The sequence below is a fragment of the Methylocystis rosea genome (assembly GCF_003855495.1).
Classification (GTDB): domain Bacteria; phylum Pseudomonadota; class Alphaproteobacteria; order Rhizobiales; family Beijerinckiaceae; genus Methylocystis; species Methylocystis rosea_A.
In genome coordinates this window covers 341584-358286 of the sequence record NZ_CP034086.1, presented here as the reverse complement: position 1 = coordinate 358286, position 16703 = coordinate 341584, and the positions used below count along the sequence as shown (strand labels likewise).

General features: G+C 62.9%; 14 protein-coding genes. 5 read left to right on the top strand and 9 right to left on the bottom strand.

All coding sequences use genetic code 11. The features are described from left to right. Positions 1-21: 21 nt before the first annotated feature. The 7 genes from EHO51_RS01620 to amaB form a co-directional block, all read right to left on the bottom strand. A complete protein-coding gene (locus EHO51_RS01620; RefSeq protein ID WP_124737423.1) occupies positions 22-447 on the bottom strand; it encodes an ATP-binding protein in 426 nt (141 codons plus the stop codon). Between the two features lie 31 nt (positions 448-478). Beyond that, a complete protein-coding gene (locus EHO51_RS01615) occupies positions 479-811 on the bottom strand; it encodes an STAS domain-containing protein (RefSeq protein WP_029648291.1) in 333 nt (110 codons plus the stop codon). Positions 812-933: 122 nt separating this feature from the next. Next, positions 934-2211: a cystathionine gamma-synthase family protein gene (locus EHO51_RS01610; RefSeq protein ID WP_124737422.1), complete on the bottom strand. Its 1278-nt coding sequence runs from the start codon at positions 2209-2211 to the stop codon at positions 934-936. A 62-nt stretch (positions 2212-2273) separates the two neighbouring features. Beyond that, positions 2274-3533 carry an aminotransferase class I/II-fold pyridoxal phosphate-dependent enzyme gene (locus tag EHO51_RS01605; RefSeq protein ID WP_245434697.1) on the bottom strand — a complete coding sequence of 420 codons (1260 nt, stop codon included), beginning with the start codon at positions 3531-3533 and terminating at the stop codon, positions 2274-2276. Beyond that, complete coding sequence (locus tag EHO51_RS01600) at positions 3511-4503, bottom strand: NAD-dependent epimerase/dehydratase family protein (RefSeq protein WP_124737421.1); 993 nt, start codon at positions 4501-4503, stop codon at positions 3511-3513. Before EHO51_RS01600 ends, EHO51_RS01605 begins: the two co-directional genes overlap by 23 nt. Positions 4504-4554: 51 nt before the next feature. Continuing rightward, on the bottom strand, positions 4555-6000 hold the full coding sequence (gene hglS, locus EHO51_RS01595) for a 2-oxoadipate dioxygenase/decarboxylase HglS (protein WP_124737420.1): 1446 nt from the start codon (positions 5998-6000) through the stop codon (positions 4555-4557). A gap of 64 nt (positions 6001-6064) precedes the next feature. Next, the gene (amaB, locus tag EHO51_RS01590; RefSeq protein WP_124737419.1) at positions 6065-7603 is read right to left on the bottom strand and encodes an L-piperidine-6-carboxylate dehydrogenase; all 1539 of its coding nucleotides are present in this window, start codon (positions 7601-7603) and stop codon (positions 6065-6067) included. A 129-nt stretch (positions 7604-7732) separates the two neighbouring features. On the opposite strand from amaB, the gene rocD reads away from it, so the two are divergent. Then, the gene (gene rocD / locus EHO51_RS01585; RefSeq protein WP_124739993.1) at positions 7733-8971 is read left to right on the top strand and encodes an ornithine--oxo-acid transaminase; all 1239 of its coding nucleotides are present in this window, start codon (positions 7733-7735) and stop codon (positions 8969-8971) included. 9 nt (positions 8972-8980) lie between these two features. Here the strand turns inward: rocD and EHO51_RS01580 are convergent, their stop codons facing one another. Then, complete coding sequence (locus EHO51_RS01580; protein WP_124737418.1) at positions 8981-11428, bottom strand: GcvT family protein; 2448 nt, start codon at positions 11426-11428, stop codon at positions 8981-8983. Next, positions 11425-12315 carry a choline kinase family protein gene (locus tag EHO51_RS01575; protein ID WP_124737417.1) on the bottom strand — a complete coding sequence of 297 codons (891 nt, stop codon included), beginning with the start codon at positions 12313-12315 and terminating at the stop codon, positions 11425-11427. The genes EHO51_RS01580 and EHO51_RS01575 overlap by 4 nt, the downstream gene beginning before the upstream one ends. 162 nt (positions 12316-12477) lie before the next feature. On the opposite strand from EHO51_RS01575, the gene EHO51_RS01570 reads away from it, so the two are divergent. The 4 genes from EHO51_RS01570 to EHO51_RS01555 all read left to right on the top strand — a co-directional run bounded on the left by EHO51_RS01570 (position 12478) and on the right by EHO51_RS01555 (position 16697). Next, a complete protein-coding gene (locus EHO51_RS01570; RefSeq protein ID WP_124737416.1) occupies positions 12478-13857 on the top strand; it encodes an ethanolamine ammonia-lyase subunit EutB in 1380 nt (459 codons plus the stop codon). A 2-nt stretch (positions 13858-13859) separates the two neighbouring features. Beyond that, on the top strand, positions 13860-14645 hold the full coding sequence (gene eutC / locus EHO51_RS01565) for an ethanolamine ammonia-lyase subunit EutC (protein ID WP_124737415.1): 786 nt from the start codon (positions 13860-13862) through the stop codon (positions 14643-14645). A 117-nt stretch (positions 14646-14762) separates the two neighbouring features. Continuing rightward, positions 14763-15770 (top strand): methyltransferase, encoded by a 1008-nt coding sequence (locus EHO51_RS01560; protein ID WP_124737414.1) that lies wholly within the window; start codon positions 14763-14765, stop codon positions 15768-15770. A gap of 3 nt (positions 15771-15773) precedes the next feature. After that, on the top strand, positions 15774-16697 hold the full coding sequence (locus tag EHO51_RS01555; protein WP_124737413.1) for an iron-containing redox enzyme family protein: 924 nt from the start codon (positions 15774-15776) through the stop codon (positions 16695-16697). Positions 16698-16703: the final 6 nt, after the last annotated feature.

Here is a 16703-nt window from a genome sequence, read left to right as displayed (position 1 = left end):
CGAAGCACGGGCAACCATCAGCTAGGCGATCTTCTTGCGCATTTCGAGAACATTGCCTGAATCCGTCTTGTGATATTGAACAGAGTCCATCACAGAGCGAATGAAGAATATGCCGCGGCCGCGTTCGCGAAGTTCATCGAACTCGGGCGTCGGCAGAGCAGCGAGGTCGAAACCTTCGCCGTGATCGAAAACCCGGACGGAAAGATAGGCGTCCTCCACCGAAAAGCAGATCCGCACGGAGTCGGTCGAATTTGCCGCGGAGCTATACTGAATGGCGTTGGCGACGGCCTCGGTTAGCGCAAGATTGAGGTGAAAAGCGAGGGTGTCGCGTGTGTCCTCCTGTACGTCCAGCTCCTTCGCAAGCTGCTCGGCGATCGCGCCAACGAGGCGCAGATATCGCGTTTGGCTGGGAACGACGATGTCCAGATTGACGAATGTCTCGCACATCTCGATCACACCGCCCACCTCATTCGCGGACTCACGCGCTCAGCGCCAACTGCAAGCTTGGATAGATGTCGAAAACGCGGTGCAGTCGCGTCAGCTCGAACATCGACCTGACACGCGGCTGCAGACCCGCCAAGGCGAACCCGCTCGAGCGCAAACTCGCATTCTTGTAGCCGGAGAGCAGCGCCCCGAGCCCTGAGCTGTCGATGAACTGAACTCTCGCCAAATCGATGACGACGTTTTTAGCGCCTCCCTCGAGCGTCTTGAGCACCAAGTCCTTGAGCTCGCCGGAGTTGTGCGCATCGATGCGATCCTCCTGGATGCTCAGAACGGTTCGGTCGTCTCGCACTTCCTTCGCTACTCTCATTGTCTAGTCTCAGCTCGATTATTACCACGAAAGTCTCTTGGAAATAGATATGTCTGCGGAGCGCGATTAACAGGCCCCAGCGCGCAGTCTCCGCTAAGCCGACCGCGACGGTTAACTTCGCGTTAAGCGAAAGCCTGCGCCAGATCGGCGATAAGATCGTCCGGATGTTCGATGCCGATCGATGCGCGAACGAGCGAAGGCGTAATGCCGATTTCGCGGCGGGCCTCTTCGGTGAGCCCCGAATGCACGGTGGTCGTCGGATGACAAATCAACGATTCGGTGCCGCCGAGGCTGACGGCGAGTTTGAAGATCTGCAGCCGATTGAGGAAGGCGAAGGCTTCGGCTTGTCCGCCCACGACCTCAAAAGAAAAGGTGGAGCCGGCGGAACTCGACTGGCGCGCCATCAACAACCTTTCGGGATGATCAGCCGGCAGCAGCGGCGGGTAGTGAACGCGAGCCACCTTCGGATGACCGGCAAGAAATTGCGCGACGATCGCCGCGTTCTCCGCCGCCCGGTTCATACGCAAAGACAATGTCTCCAGCGAGCGGCCAAGCATCCAGCAGGAATGGGCGTCGAGCTGCGTGCCGATGGCGCTGCGCATCGTGCGAATGGTCTTCAGATGCGCGCAGGATCCGACCACCGCGCCGCCGATGAGATCGCTGTGCCCGCCGACATATTTCGTCAGCGAATAAAGCGACAAATCGGCGCCGCGCCGGAGCGGCGACTGGAAAACCGGACCGAGTAGGGTGTTGTCGCAACAAATGACCGGCCTCGAGGCCTGTTTTTCCGCGACATCTTCCGCGATACGTCGCACCAGCGCGATATCAACGAGGCTGTTCATCGGATTGGACGGCGTCTCGATGAAGATCATCGCGATGCGTCCCTTTTCCATCGCGCGCGCGGCGGCGGCGCGGATATTGTCTTCGTCGAGCCCGTTGGTGAAGCCGACGCCGGTCAATCCGAACGGCGCCAGCGTCTTGTCGATGAGAACTTCCGTGCCGCCATAGAGCGGGCGGCTGCGCAGAATCGTTTCTCCCGGGCGCGCGAAGGCAAGAATTGTGGTGACGATCGCCGACATGCCGGAGGAAAAGACGAGACCGCATTCGGCGTGCTCGTAGATCGCCAGGCGGTCTTCGACGATCTCGAGATTGGGATGGTTGAACCGTGAATAGACGAGTCCGGATTCTTCGCCTTCCGGCGGCGCACGACGGCCGGCCATATAGTCGAAGAAGTCGCGCCCCTCTTCGGCGGTTCGAAACACGAAGGTCGACGTTAGAAATACCGGCGGCTTGACCGCGCCTTCCGACAGCGTCGGATCATAGCCGTAGCCCAGCATGAGCGTTTCCGGCTGAAGCAAGCGGTTTCCAATGCTCGCCTTATGGTAACGCGCGCTGTCCATGGATGCTTCCTCGGCTGTCGCCGCGCTCGAAAACAGGCGGCGCCGCCACGGTAGATAGCGCGCTAAAGCTGCTTCGCCCGCGCCAGCGGAACATTCGCCTCCGCCATTTCGGCCAGCGCCGCCAACGCCGCATCGATGTCGGCGGCCGTGTGATCCGCGCTGATCTGAAAGCGGATCTCCTCGTCGCCCTTCGGCACGACCGGATAGGTCAGCCCAGTAACCAATATGCCTCGCCGTCGCAGATGCTCGACGAGCGCCACGGTGCGGGCGCTGTCGCGGGTCACGAGCGGCGCGACCGGATGTTCCCCGGGCAGCGTCTCGAAACCAAGCCTGACAAGCCCCGCCTTGAAGCGGGCGGTCATGGCGCGCAGATGCTCGAGCAACGACAGTCCGTCCGGACTGTCGAGCAGGTCGATGGCCTTATGCGCGGCGGCGGCTTCCGCCGGCGTGATGGGATTCGAGTAAACGTAGAAGGGCGAGCGCTCGCGCAGGTAGCGGATGAGGATCTCGTCGCCGACCACATAGCCGCCATTGACGCCGAAGGCCTTGCCGAGCGTCGCCACCAGAATGTCGACCGGAGCTGACCGCGTATATTCCTCCGCGCCGCGCCCGGTCGCGCCAAGCGCGCCAACCCCATGTGAATCATCGACGACGACGATCGCGCCTTCGACGAAGGCGTTATCACGACTGCGCGCCAGCGTCATGATGCGATCAAGCGGCGCGTGATCGCCGCGCATGCTGAACACGCCGTCGGTCACGATGATGGCGCGGGTGCATGATTTCGCGGTCTCGTCGAGACAGCGCTCGAGTTCGCCCATGTCGAGATGTTTGTAGATCCGCTTCTCCGCAGGCGCGGCAAGTGAGATCGCATTGATGATGCAATTGTGGTTGAGCTCGTCGCTGATGACGGCGGTCTTCTTGCTGACGAGCTGCGGAATGAGGCCCATGATCGCCGCATAGGCCGACGAAAAGATGATCGCCGATGGCCGCGAGTGAAAGGCGGCGAGCCGACGCTCTAAGGCGACATGAGGCGACCAAGTGCCGCTGATGAAGCGCACCGCGCCGGGCCCGGCGCCATAGTTCGTCGCCGCCGCATCTTCGGCGTCGATCACCTCTTCGCGCAGCGACATGCCAAGATAATTGTTGGCGTTCATGCGCAGGTACGGCTTGTCGCCTTCGCCTTCGATGAGAAAGCGTGGACCGTAGCCGCCACGCGGCGCAATGACGCCACAGAGCACGCTTTCCGGGCCCTTGAGCAGCCCGGCCTGCGAAAGTTCGCCGAGCTGCGCGGCGAGCGCCTTAGCCAAACCCTGCATTGGCATTGGGGACCTCGTCAGAATTCGGATCGTCAAATGGATCTGTCGCCGCGCCAAGACGCGCGAGCATATCCCGCGTCATGGCGGCGAGATCGAAGCGCGGCTCAAAGCCCCAATCTTCCCGCGCCGCACTGGCGTCAAGCGACTGCGGCCAGGAGTCGGCGATCGCCTGGCGTAGCGGGTCAATGCGGTAGTCCACCGCGAAGGAGGGCGCGTGTTTGCGAATTTCCGCGGCGATTTCGCGCGGCGCGACGCTCATGCCGGTGACGTTATACGCGTTGCGAAACCGCAGGCGCTCGGGATCAGCCTCCATGAGCTCCATGATCGCGCGCGTCGCATCCGGCATATACATCATGTCGAGACGGGTCTCTGCGGCGAGGAAGCAGGAATAGCGCTTGCGCCGAACAGCCGCGCGAAACATTTCGACGGCGTAGTCGGTCGTGCCGCCGCCCGGCGGCGCCGCCGAGGAGACGAGGCCTGGCAGGCGCAATCCGCGCGCATCGACGCCAAAGCGCGTGGCGTAATAGTCGCAGAGCAATTCGCCCGCGACTTTGGTGACGCCGTAGATGGTCGTTGGCCGCTGGATCGTGATCTGCGGCGTGCCGCGGCGCGGCGTCGAGGGCCCGAACGCCGCAATGGAGCTTGGGAAAAACACCTGGCAACCGAAGCGGCGGGCAGCCTCCAGCACATTGTAGAGGCCGCTCATATTGACGCTCCAGGCGTCTTGCGGCCTGTCCTCGGCGACCGCCGAGAGAAGCGCCGCCATGTGGTAAACGACGCCGACGTCGCGCCGGCTCATGAGATCGGCGGCTGCTTCCGCCTGCGTGCAGTCGAGACGTTCATAATGATCGTCAGATGGCCGCGCTTCTGCGAGGTCTGAGGCGATGACGCACGCCGCGCCATATCGCTTTCGCAGCGCCGGCGTCAGTTCGGCGCCGATCTGGCCGAGGGCGCCCGTAACCAGGATGCGTCGCATGCGCCTTCCGATGCCACGGCGCCTCCGCCCATGCGTCGAACGCCCTACTCCTCAGTTATGGCTGCTTTCCGCCGCGCCAATAGGCGCAGAGCCCGTTTTTGGCGGTTGAAGCCAAGCGGCGCGATCGACGCCAAGCGCCTGCAGGCTTGCGCCTAAGGAACACGTCTCTGCTTCCTCATAGAGCGCGAGTTCATCCAAAAACGGCGCGCCGAGCGCGGCCTCGAAGGCGCGTCGGTCGGCGCGCTCGATCAATTCCTCTTCACCACGCTCCCCAAGATTGGAGCGAAAGATTCCTGCGGCGCTGACCGGAAGGAAATCCTCGTAAACGATCGGTTCGGCGCGCAGCGCGCCCGTCCGCAGAAGATCATCCAACGAGGGAGGAGACAGGGACTCACCTCCCCTCGCGCTTGGATCGACCGAATAATGGAAGAAGGCGAGCTTCTCGCGCCGCAGCGTCTCATCATCATCGGGGAACGCCGTGAAGCGCCGCGCCAGCTCCTCGTTAAAGGCGAGCGTATTGGCGCCGTCTGGCGTGAGCGGAACCGCGGCCTGAGCTTCGGCGAGAAGCCTGTCGTAAAGCGCGCGCCCCTTCGCGGTCAGCGCGGCGCCTCTCTGCTCGATCTCGCCGAAACGCGCGGCATGGACGCCCGTCACGCGCCGGTCGTCTTCCTCGATGAATTCGACAGGCTCGGGACGCGCCTTGAAGCTCGTCTGGCGCAACAGGATCGGGCAGCTGCGACGCGGGGGGCCCTCGACAATCGCTTTCGGATTCATGCCGCGCGCCGCCATGGCGCTGTGCGCGGCGTCGATATCGAGCGCATGCAACGTGAGATGATTGATGTGCGGCCCTTTGAAACAGACGATGTCGGCGAGCAGCGGATGCGCTGCATGGAGCATCCGATAGGCCGATGATGAAACCGTCGCCTGTCCGTTCCAGCGAAAAATCTTCGCCGCCTCCCGGACAAATTCGCGCGCCTCTCCCTCGTCAAACCCATGTCTTTCGAAGAGATCGATCAGGGCTCGGCAGCGCGGCGTAAGAATGTCGCGCTGCGCCAGAACCTTGGCGGCGATCTCGCGCGCCTGCGCATCGGCGATGAGGTCCAGCCTGAGAAGCGATGTAAAAATTCGAAATGGGCTCGCCCGCAATGCGTTCTCGCCGATCGGACGGAATGCCGTCGAATGCACTGGAATTCCGGCGATCGACAGATCGTAATAGCCGACGGGCGCCATTCCCATGATCGCAAAGAGCCGACGCAGCATCGACAGTTCCTCGGCGGTTCCGACGCGAATCGCGCCATGGCGCTCAACGTCGAGTCGCTCGAGTTCGTTGTTTTCCTCCAGTCGCCGCTTGAGTTGCGGCTCGTCGGCGAGCGTTTGCCGGTTTACCTCGGCGACGAGCGTCTTCATCGCGCGATACTGCGGCGCTTCGGCCTGATACATGTCTGAGATCGCCGATGCGAACATCGTCCGAATGGAGTCAGCGGAAGCGTCATTCATTTTTTTTGACCTTCGCTACCCTCGCATATGTAATCCATCAGCTGCGGAAATCATGAGCGTAGCGTCATGTGCTGAGATCGAATTTGACGCCCTGCGCCAGCGGCAGTTCGCCCGAATAGTTAATCGTGTTGGTGGCGCGGCGCATATAGAACTTCCAGCAGTCCGACCCCGCTTCCCGGCCGCCGCCCGTGTCCTTTTCGCCGCCAAAGGCTCCGCCGATTTCGGCGCCGGAAGGTCCGATGTTCACATTGACAATGCCGCAATCCGATCCGTCGGCGGCCATGAAGCGCTCGGCTTCGTCCAGACGCGCGGTGAAGATCGATGACGCAAGGCCATGTGCGACACCGTTATTCAGCGCTATCGCTTCGTCGAGGCTGCGGAACTTCATCACATACAGGATCGGCGCGAATGTCTCCCGCCGCACGACGTCCGTCTGCCCCAGCATTTCCACAAGCGCCGGGCGCACGTAGAACGCCTCGGGGAATGTCTCCGTCAGCACGCGTTCTCCGCCAAGGATGACGCCACCCGCAGAGCGCGCTTCGTCGAGCGCGGCGCGCATCGCGGCATAGGCGTCCTGATCGATGAGCGGCCCGACAAGCGAAGCCCCGTCTCGTGGATCGCCGACCGAAACTGATGCGTAGGCGCGCCGCAAGCGGCCGAGAAGTTCGTCATAGACGTCCTCATGCACGATCAGCCGCCGCAGCGTCGTGCAGCGCTGGCCAGCGGTGCCCATGGCCGCGAACGCGATTGCACGAACGGCGAGATCAAGCGACGCAGAGGCGCAAACAATGGCCGCGTTGTTGCCGCCAAGCTCCAGAATCGATTTTGCGAAGCGACCCGCGAGGCGCGGCGCGATAGCGCGCCCCATCGTCGTCGAACCCGTCGCCGATACGAGTTGAACCCGCGCGTCTTCGACAAGCGTTTCACCCACTTCGCGCCCGCCGACAAGCACGGTTGAAAGCCCGTCCGGCGCCTCGCCGAATCGCGCAGCCGCGCGCTCGAACAGCGCTTGGGTCGCCAGCGCCACAAGCGGAGTCTTTTCCGAAGGCTTCCAAATCAGCGTATTCCCGCAGACCAGCGCAAGCGCCGCGTTCCAGGCCCAAACGGCGACAGGAAAGTTGAAGCTGGTGATCACGCCGACGACGCCGAGCGGGCGCCAAGTCTCCATCATCCGGTGGCCTCGGCGCTCGGTGGCGATCGTCAAGCCGTGGAGCTGACGCGAGAGGCCGACGGCGAAGTCGCAGATGTCGATCATCTCCTGGACTTCGCCGAGGCCCTCCGTCGTGATCTTGCCCGCCTCGATCGTGACAAGATGCGCCAACTCGGTCTTGGCCGCCCTCAGCTCCTCGCCCAGCAGTCGCACGAACTCGCCACGGCGGGGCGCCGGAACGTTGCGCCAGATACGAAACGCATTCGCGGCGCGAGCGATGGCGCCATGCACTGCCGCCGAGTCCGTGCTCTCGACGCGCGCGATGATCCCGCCAGTAATCGGCGAGCGGGTTGCCACCGAGCCGCGCTCAAACGCCTGTGCCTGAACCCCCAGCCTGCGCAGGAGGGCCGCAGCTTCCCCGGCGAGGCCACGATCTAAAGCGCGCACCTCCATTGCAACTCCCGATGTTCGCGGCTGATGCGCGGCTGGCGCCGCGCCCCGCATGTTCCCATGTATGTAGTCAGCACATTGAACGTTCGCACGCATTTATCCAATGCGAATGCGCGCCAAAAGCTCTCGGATATGGACAATACGGAGTTCAGTAACCCGCACGTCGCCAGAAACTACGACCCGCTGCCTGTCATACTGACACGCGGTCAGGGAGCGTATTTGTGGGACGTCGAAGGCCGGCGCTACATCGACATGATGAGCGCCTATTCGGCTGTCAGCCTCGGTCACGCGCATCCCCGAATCCTGGCAAAGCTCGCTGAGCAGGCGCAGCGGCTCGCGGTGCCGTCCCGCGCCTTTTACAATGATCGGCTCGCTCCGTTTCTCGAGGAGCTCTGCACCCTGACGGGGCTCGACGTCGCTCTGCCGATGAACTCCGGCGCGGAGGCCGTGGAAACCGCGATCAAAGCGGCGCGTCGCTGGGCTAATCGCGTGAAGGGCGTCGCCGACCCAGAGATTATCGTCGCCGCGGGCAATTTCCATGGGCGCACCACCGCGATCATCAGCTTTTCCTCGGAACGCGAGTATCGGGACGGGTTTGGTCCGTTCATGCCGGGATTTCGCGCGGCGCCCTTTGGCGATCTCGCGGCCTTCGAAGCCGCCATCACTCCGCGAACCGCCGCTATTCTCGTGGAGCCGATCCAGGGAGAGGCGGGCGTCATCGTGCCGCCGGACGGCTGGCTCGCGGGGCTACGCCGACTGTGCGACGAACGCGGCGTTTTGTTGCTGCTGGACGAAATTCAATCGGGTTTGGGGCGCAGCGGCGCCTGGTTCGCCTTTGAGCATGAGAATGTCCTTCCCGACGGCGTGATGCTGGGAAAGGCGCTCGGCGGCGGCGTTCTGCCCGTCTCCGCTTTCGTGGCGAAACGCGAAGTGATGGATGTTTTCACGCCTGGCTCGCACGGATCGACATTCGGCGGCAACGCTCTCGCCGCCGCCGTTGGACTAGAAGCGCTGCATGTCATTCGCGACGAACGGCTGGTCGAACGCAGCCAAGCGCTTGGCGCGAGAATGCTGAAGCGGCTGCACGCGATGCGCGCCCCGGCGATCAGCGAAGTTCGCGGGCGCGGCCTGTGGGCCGGCGTTGAGATAGACCCGCGTTATGCGAGCGCGCGAGAAATCTGCGAAAGTCTGTTAAAAAAGGGCGTGCTGACGACCGCGACGCATCACACGGTCGTTCGCTTGGCGCCGCCCTTCGTCATTTCTCAAGAGGATCTCGATCTCGCGCTCGACGCCGTCGAGGAAGCGATCTCGAAATTTCACGCGCCGCGCAATCGTGGCGCCGCCGACGTCGGCCATTCACTTGAAGCATAGGCGCCGCGGCTAAGCGCGTATGCGTTCGGCTTTCGGATCGTAGAATGGCGAAAGAGAGACGGTCGCCTGCCGGCGCTCGCCGGCGATTTCGAGTTGATAGTCTCCCGAAAGAACAAAGGTTGGATCGACGCCGTCCGAGTTGCGAACATAGCCATAGCCGATCGCCTTGCCGATCGAATAGCCGTAGCCGCCGCTTGATAGCCATCCAACGCGCGCGCCGTTACGATAGATCGTTTCGCGCCCGAGCAGCGCGATCTCAGAATCGTCGACGGTGAAGCCGGCGAGAAGCCGCGGCAAGGGCGACCCCGCGGCTTGAACGAGCGCGTCTCTTCCCTGAAAAGGCGCGCCGGACTTCATCTTGACGGCCCAGCCGAGACCCGCCATCGGCGGCGTGTGATCCGGACCGATATCCGAGCCCCAGGCCCGATAGCCCTTCTCCAAACGCAGAGACTCGATCGCTCGATAGCCGGCGTCGACGAGGCCGAAGGGCGCGCCCGCCTCGATGAGCGCGTCATAGACCGAGACGGCGAAATCGACAGGGATGTGAAGCTCCCAGCCGAGTTCGCCCACATAAGTGACGCGGATCGCCAGCACCGGCGCGCCGGCCAAGCGAATTTCGCGAGAAGTCATGAATGGGAATGCGGCATTCGAAAGATCATCGTCGCAGCATGATTGCAGAATCTCTCTCGCGCGCGGACCCATCAACGCGAGCACCGAATTCGCCGAGGTGACGTCGATCACGCGCGCGTCCATGCCTTCGGGAATCGATCGCCTGATCCAGTCGAAGTCATGGGTGCCGAACGCCGTCCCGGTCACGACATAGAAGCGGTCCTTCGCCAATCGCGTGATCGTCAGATCGCATTCAATCCCGCCCTTGCGATTTAACAACTGCGTATAGGTGACGGCGCCCGGCGGCTTGGCGACATTGTTGGCGGCGATCCAAGACAGCGCCGCTTCGGCGTCTTTGCCGACAATGAGCGCCTTGGCGAAGCTGGTCTGATCGAAAAGCGCCGCCGCTTCCCGGCATGAACGATGCTCTCGTCCGACCGCATCGAACCAGCCGGGCCTGCCGAACGAATAACGGTCCCGCGGCGCTTCGCCCGCGCTCACACCCGCGAACCAATTGGGCCGTTCGAAGCCCATTTTTTCGCCGAAGCACGCGCCCTTCGCCTTGAGCCGGTCATAAAGCGGCGAGCGCCGCAGCGGCCGACCCGACGTAAATTCTTCGAAGGGCCAGGCGATGCTGTAGTGGCGCGCATAGGCTTCGAGCGTCCGCACCCGCACCCAATTCGGATCTCTATGCGGCGCGCCGAAGCGGCGGATGTCGACCGGCCAGAGATCGAAAGGCTGTTCGCCGTCCGCGGCCCACTCGGCGAGCGCCATGCCGGCGCCGCCCGCCGACGCGATGCCGAAAGCGTTGAAGCCCGCGCCGACGAAGAAATTGCGCACCTCCGGCGCTTCGCCGATCATCCAATTGCCGTCGGGCGTGAAGCTTTCGAGGCCGTTGATCATCTGCTTGACGCCGGCCTCGGCGAGCGCCGGCACGCGGCCAAGCGCCAGATCCATGATCGGCTCGAAATGATCCCAATCGTCTTCGAGAAGCCGAAAGGCGAAATCCTCCGGCACGGCGCCGGATGACCAAGGCACGGGGTTGGGCTCATAGCCGCCCATGACAAGGCCGCCGACCTCCTCCTTGTAATAGGTGAGCCGATCCGGATCGCGCAGCGTCGGCAGATCGCTCGTCACGCCGTTGATCCTTTCGGTCACGAGATATTGGTGATGCACCGCCGAGAGCGGAACGGCGACACCCGCGCGCGCCGCGAGCGGCTGGGTCCAAAGCCCGGCGCAGAGCACGAGCTTCTCGCAGGCGACGGCGCCGAGATTCGTAACGACGCCGCGCACGCGATCGTTCTCGATGATGAAGTCCGTGACGGCGACGCCCTCGACAAGCTTGGCGCCGGCAAGCCGCGCGCCTTTCGCCAGCGCCTGGGTGATGTCCGATGGATTCGCTTGTCCATCAGTCGGCAGGAAAGCCGCGCCGATGACGTCATCGACATTCATCAGCGGCCAGAGCGCCTGCGCCTCCTTGGCGCTCAGGAGCTGCATCTCCAGGCCGAAGCTCCGCGCGGACGTCGCCTGCCGCTTGACTTCGATCCATCGGTCGGCGTTGCAGGCGAGACGAAGACCCCCATTGCGCCGCCAGCCGGTCGCATAGCCCGTCTCTTGCTCAAGCCGATCGTAGAGTTCCACCGAATAGCCGAGGAGTTTGGTGATATTGGCGTTGGTCCGTAATTGACCGATCAGTCCCGCCGCATGCCACGTCGAACCCGAGGACAGTTGATGGCGCTCAAGCAGCAGCGTCTCCATGCCGCGCTTGGCGAGATGATAGGCGACGGAGCAGCCAACGATGCCGCCGCCGATGACAATGATCTGGGCGCTTCGCGGCAGGTCCGTCATGCTCTTTCCATTTGTTGAAACGCCGCCCAGGCCTCATCGAAGCGCGTCAGATTTTGTTCTGAGTAAGCGACGTAATCGAAATCAATCGACGACCGATGTTCCGAGACAAGGCTCCACAACGCTTCGCGCAACAGCGAAGCGCAAAGCATCGCCTTGAATCGGCGCCGCAGCGCGTCGGTCGGCGCCGCCTCGAAATAGTCCTCGAGCATCGCGTCGTCGTCCGCGGCGTCAAAGCCATTATTCGACGAGAGTCCGCCAAGATCGAACAGCGGCGTATTCCATCCCGCATAGTCCCAGTCGACGAGCCAAAGGCGACGCCCGTCGTCGATGAAATTGGCGGCAAGGAGATCATTATGGCCGAAGACAAGGTCGATCGGGCCCATCGCTTTTTCCAAATTCTCGCTCGCGGCGAGCAAGCGCGGCAAATTCGCCGACATCCGGCTATTGTCCTCGATCAGCGTATGGGCGTAGTCGCGAATGATATGGAAGACGTTGAACGCCAGGGTCGGCCCGCGCAAATGCAGCGCAACCTCACGATGAACGCGCTTGATGAGATCGACGCAGCGTCTGCGGTTCGCCCGCATGTCTTTCGGCTCGTAGGTGCGGCCGGAAATATATTCGAGCGCCATCGCCATCGGCGCGGCATACAGAACTTTCGGCGATATGCCGGCGGCGCCCGCGGCCCTGCTCGCCGCCAATTCGTTAAAGCGTATGACGCCATGAACCGGAATGTCGCCGCCAAGGCGAACGACGACGGATCGATCGCCGTCCTTGACGATATAATTTTTGTTGGTGATGCCCCCGAGCAACGGCGCGATCTCGATCGGCCCACGCCAGAGCGGAAGCGCGCGTATCAGGGCTTCTGGATCTGCGGTATGGGCTGACATCGGCTCCGGCGGGGCAATATAACAAACTCTGACTGAGCTAATATATGCGGCTGGCGCGCAAAGGCCATGGGCTACGTAGGGCCTGGGGAAAACCTTACGCGCGGACAGTGACATGTCTGCTGGGGCGCCATAGCCTGTGAGAAGGTCTTTCGAGGTCTGGCCATGTATGCAACGACGATACGTGGAACGAGCTACAGGTTCCCAGACCTTAAAACGCTGATGGCGAAGGCGACTCCATTGCGTTCCGGCGACTGCCTCGCCGGCATTGCGGCGACGAGCGCCGCGGAACGCGTCGCGGCGCAGATGGCCCTCGCCGATCTGCCCTTGAGCGTGTTCTTGAACGAAGCGCTTGTCCCCTACGAGGAAGACGAGGTCACGCGATTGATCCTCGACGGCCACGACCGAAACGCCTTTGGGCCGATCGCCTCGTTGACCGTCGGCGAATTTCGCGACTGGCTTCTCTCCGACGCCGTCGATGAGGACGCGCTTGCCGCCGTGACCTTCGGACTGACGCCGGAAATGGTCGCAGCGGTCTCGAAGCTCTGCCGCAATCAGGACCTGATCCTGATCGCCGCCAAGCGGCGCGTCGTCACGAAATTTCGCGACACGCTCGGCCTGCGCGGACGGCTGTCATCGCGCATTCAGCCGAACCATCCGACCGACGACGCGCGCGGCGTTCTCGCCAGCGCCATCGACGGGCTTCTGCTCGGCAATGGCGACGCCGTCATCGGCGTCAATCCCGCGTCCGACAGTCCGGAGCAGTGCTACGAACTCCTGAGCCTTCTTGATGAATTGCGGGAGACGCTGAGCATTCCGACGCAATCCTGCGTGCTCGCCCATGTCACCACAACGCTGCAGCTTATCGAGCGACGCGCGCCCGTCGATCTGGTGTTTCAATCGATCGCCGGCACGCAGGCCGCCAATACCAGCTTTGGGATCGACCTCGCGGTGCTGCGCGAGTCGCGCGAGGCGGCGCTTGCGCTCAGACGCGGAACGATCGGCGACAATGTCATGTATTTTGAGACCGGCCAGGGCAGCGCGCTTTCGGCCAACGCCCACTGGAATTGCGATCAACAGACGCTGGAAGCCCGCGCCTATGGCGTGGCGCGGATGTTCGATCCCCTGCTGGTCAACACCGTCGTCGGGTTCATCGGCCCTGAATATCTCTTCGACGGCAAGCAGATCACGCGGGCGGCGCTCGAAGACCACTTCTGCGGCAAGCTGCTTGGACTGCCGATGGGCTGCGACGTGTGTTACACGAACCACGCCGAAGCCGACCAGAATGATATGGATGATCTGCTGACGCTGCTCGCCGTCGCCGGCGTTAATTATGTCATGGGCGTCCCCGGCGCGGACGACATCATGCTGAATTACCAGAGCACCTCCTATCATGACGTGCTTGCCGTTCGGCGCATGCTGAATCTGGCGCCCGCTCCCGAATTTGCGCAATGGCTCGCTGACGTCGGTTTGACGGACGCGCGTGGCGAATTGCAGCCGCTGGCGCTGCCGGCATCCTTTGCGCCGCTTCTCGAAAGAGCCTGAGGATGGCCGATGATCGCCCGACGCTTCTCGACAAGATGGCGATCCTCCGTTCGGCGACGCCGGCGAGAATTTTCCTCCCACGCGCCGGAGCGGCGCTGACGACGCGCGCCACTCTGGATTTTCAGCTGGCGCACGCCGAAGCGCGGGATGCGGTCGAAGAGCGACTCGACGCCGACTTGCTCTTCAATGAGCTGACCTCGCGTGGGCTGACGGCCATCCGCGTGAAGAGCGCCGCCCGCGATCGGCGAAGCTTTCTGCTGCGTCCCGACCTCGGTCGAAAACTCGACGACGATTCCCGCGAGCATCTCAAAGCGCTCGCGGGAGATTACGACCTTGCGTTCGTCATCGCCGAAGGACTTTCCGCCCGCGCAATCGCCCGGCATGCAATTCCGGTGCTCGAGAAAGCGCAGCAATCTCTCGGCCAAACATCGTTGAAAATCGCGCCGATCGTTCTCGCCGAACAGGGGCGCGTGGCGCTCGGCGACGATATCGGCGAAACGCTTGGGGCAAGGCTTGTGGCGGTTTTCATCGGCGAACGACCAGGACTCTCCTCGCCGGACAGCATGGGCGTCTATCTCACATTTGCGCCGCGCGTCGGCCGCACCGACGCCGAGCGCAACTGCCTCTCGAATATCCGCCCGCAAGGGCTTTCCTACGCCGACGCCGCGCACAAGCTGATTTATCTTTGCAACGAAGCGCGCCGACGCCAGCTGACCGGCGTCGATCTCAAAGACGAAGCGAGCACGCTCCCATCGGGAGAACGGCGCGCGATCGACGCCAAAAGTTAGCTGGCCGCTCTCGCTCTTGCCGCAGGCTTTACGATCCAACTTTGGCGCAAGCGCAAACGTATCGGAACTATCGTCATCGCCGTGAGTTGAGACCTCTCTTGGCGCTTGGGGCGATGGATGCAACTGGATCTCTGCTCTGACGAGACGGCTACCGCGCCGTCGACGGCTACTCACCAAGGTCTGAGCGTCGCGGACGAGGCGCTGCTTCGGCTGGGCGCGTTCCTTCGGGACCAGAACTACCGCTTCACCACTACAACGCCGCTGACGCATAACCGCGTCGTGCAACGTTCGGCAGTGGATGGATCGCATTTGACGCGCGCATTCGGATGGAGTCTGCCTTTTTATGCGAGCGATCTGCCGGTGCCGGTGTTGCGCATACTTGCCGAGGCCAAGGCGCTGGCGCATTGCAACGGTCTGCTGCGCAGCAAGGTGCGATTCTCGACTCTCAAGAACCAGCTCTTTGCGCACTCGGCCTTTCCCACAGACGCCGCCGATTCTGTTTTTTTCGGACCTGACACTTACCGTTTCGCACGCTGCGTCGAATCTGTCCTCAATTCGCAGCCTATCTCGGGCTCGGCGCCCGGCCGTTTCCTTGATATCGGATGCGGCAGCGGCGCCGGCGGGATTTTCGCTGCGAGCCTAATGAGACCCGGCGTCGAGCTGCTGCTCGCCGACATCAATCCCCAAGCGGTGCGATATGCGCGCGTCAACGCTGCGTTGAACGGATTAAAACGCACACAGGCGATTCACAGCGATCTCTTCCAGAAGGCTGGCGGCCCGTTCGACTATATCATCGCCAATCCGCCCTATCTCGTTGATGACTACCAACGTCTCTATCGCCATGGGGGCGGCGAGTTCGGCATCGCCCTTTCCGTCGATATTGTACGGGAGGGCATCCCGCGTCTGACGGAAAGCGGAAGGCTGCTGCTCTATACCGGCTCGCCGATTGTCGGCGGCGTGGATCAGTTCCTTGCCGCCGTGACGCCGATCCTCGACGCTTCGCCGGTAACCTTCGATTACGACGAGGTCGACCCCGACGTCTTCGGCGAAGAACTGGAGCGCTCCGCCTATGACCATGTTGACCGTATCGCCGCGGTCTTCCTCAACATCAAGAAAGACGGCTGACATATGCGTGACCCCGATTGGATCTCCCTGGCTCCGGCGCTCAACGGCGCGGCCTTTGAGCGCTTCCAGAGAGACCTTTGCCGACGCAACGGCGCACGACTCGAGCCTCTCACGCCCTCGGGCGACTGGCGCGCCGATGTGCATGCGCGCGCCGCGCTCGCCGAAGCGGAAATCGCCTATGTGGAGAGCGTTCGCGAGGCGATCGCCCCGTTCGTCGCCGATATTCCAAGCGACGCCGACGCCTTCCTGGCCTGGTATGAGCGCCTTGCCGAGAGTGGACCAGGCCAGAACGATCCGCTGTTCCCCTGGCTCGAGCGACTGGCGAGCTTCGAGGACATGAAATGGTTTCTTGAGCAGGAAGTGTCCGGCGAAGCCGGGTTCGACGATCTCGTCGCCCTCACGCAAATCAAGATGCCGCCGACGCCCAAGCTCGAAATGGCGCGGAATTATTGGGACGAAATGGGCCGAGGCAACGCGCAGGGGATGCACGGTCCGATGCTGGCGCGGCTCGCCGCCTATTTTTGTGTCGACGCGCGGCCGGAGCGCGTCTGCCCCGAGTCGCTCGCGCTCGGCAATATGATGGTGGCGCTCGCCAGCAATCGTCGCTACGCCTTCCATTCGATCGGCGCGCTTGGCGCGATCGAGATGACGGCGCCCGGACGCGCGATCCATGTCGAACGCGGGCTGCGGCGGCTCAAGATTCCCGGCAAGCAGCGGCAGTATTTTTCGCTCCATGCGATTCTCGACGTCAAACACTCCGAGGCGTGGAATCGCGAGGTTCTGCGCCCTCTCGTTGCGGAAGATCCGCGACGCGCGCAGGCGATCGGCGAGGGCGCGGTTCTTCGGCTTTGGCATGGCGCGCGATGCTTTGAGCGCTACCGTCGTCATTTCCAGCTGCAGATGGAATCGCCGCGGGAAGCGGCGTAGGAGCAT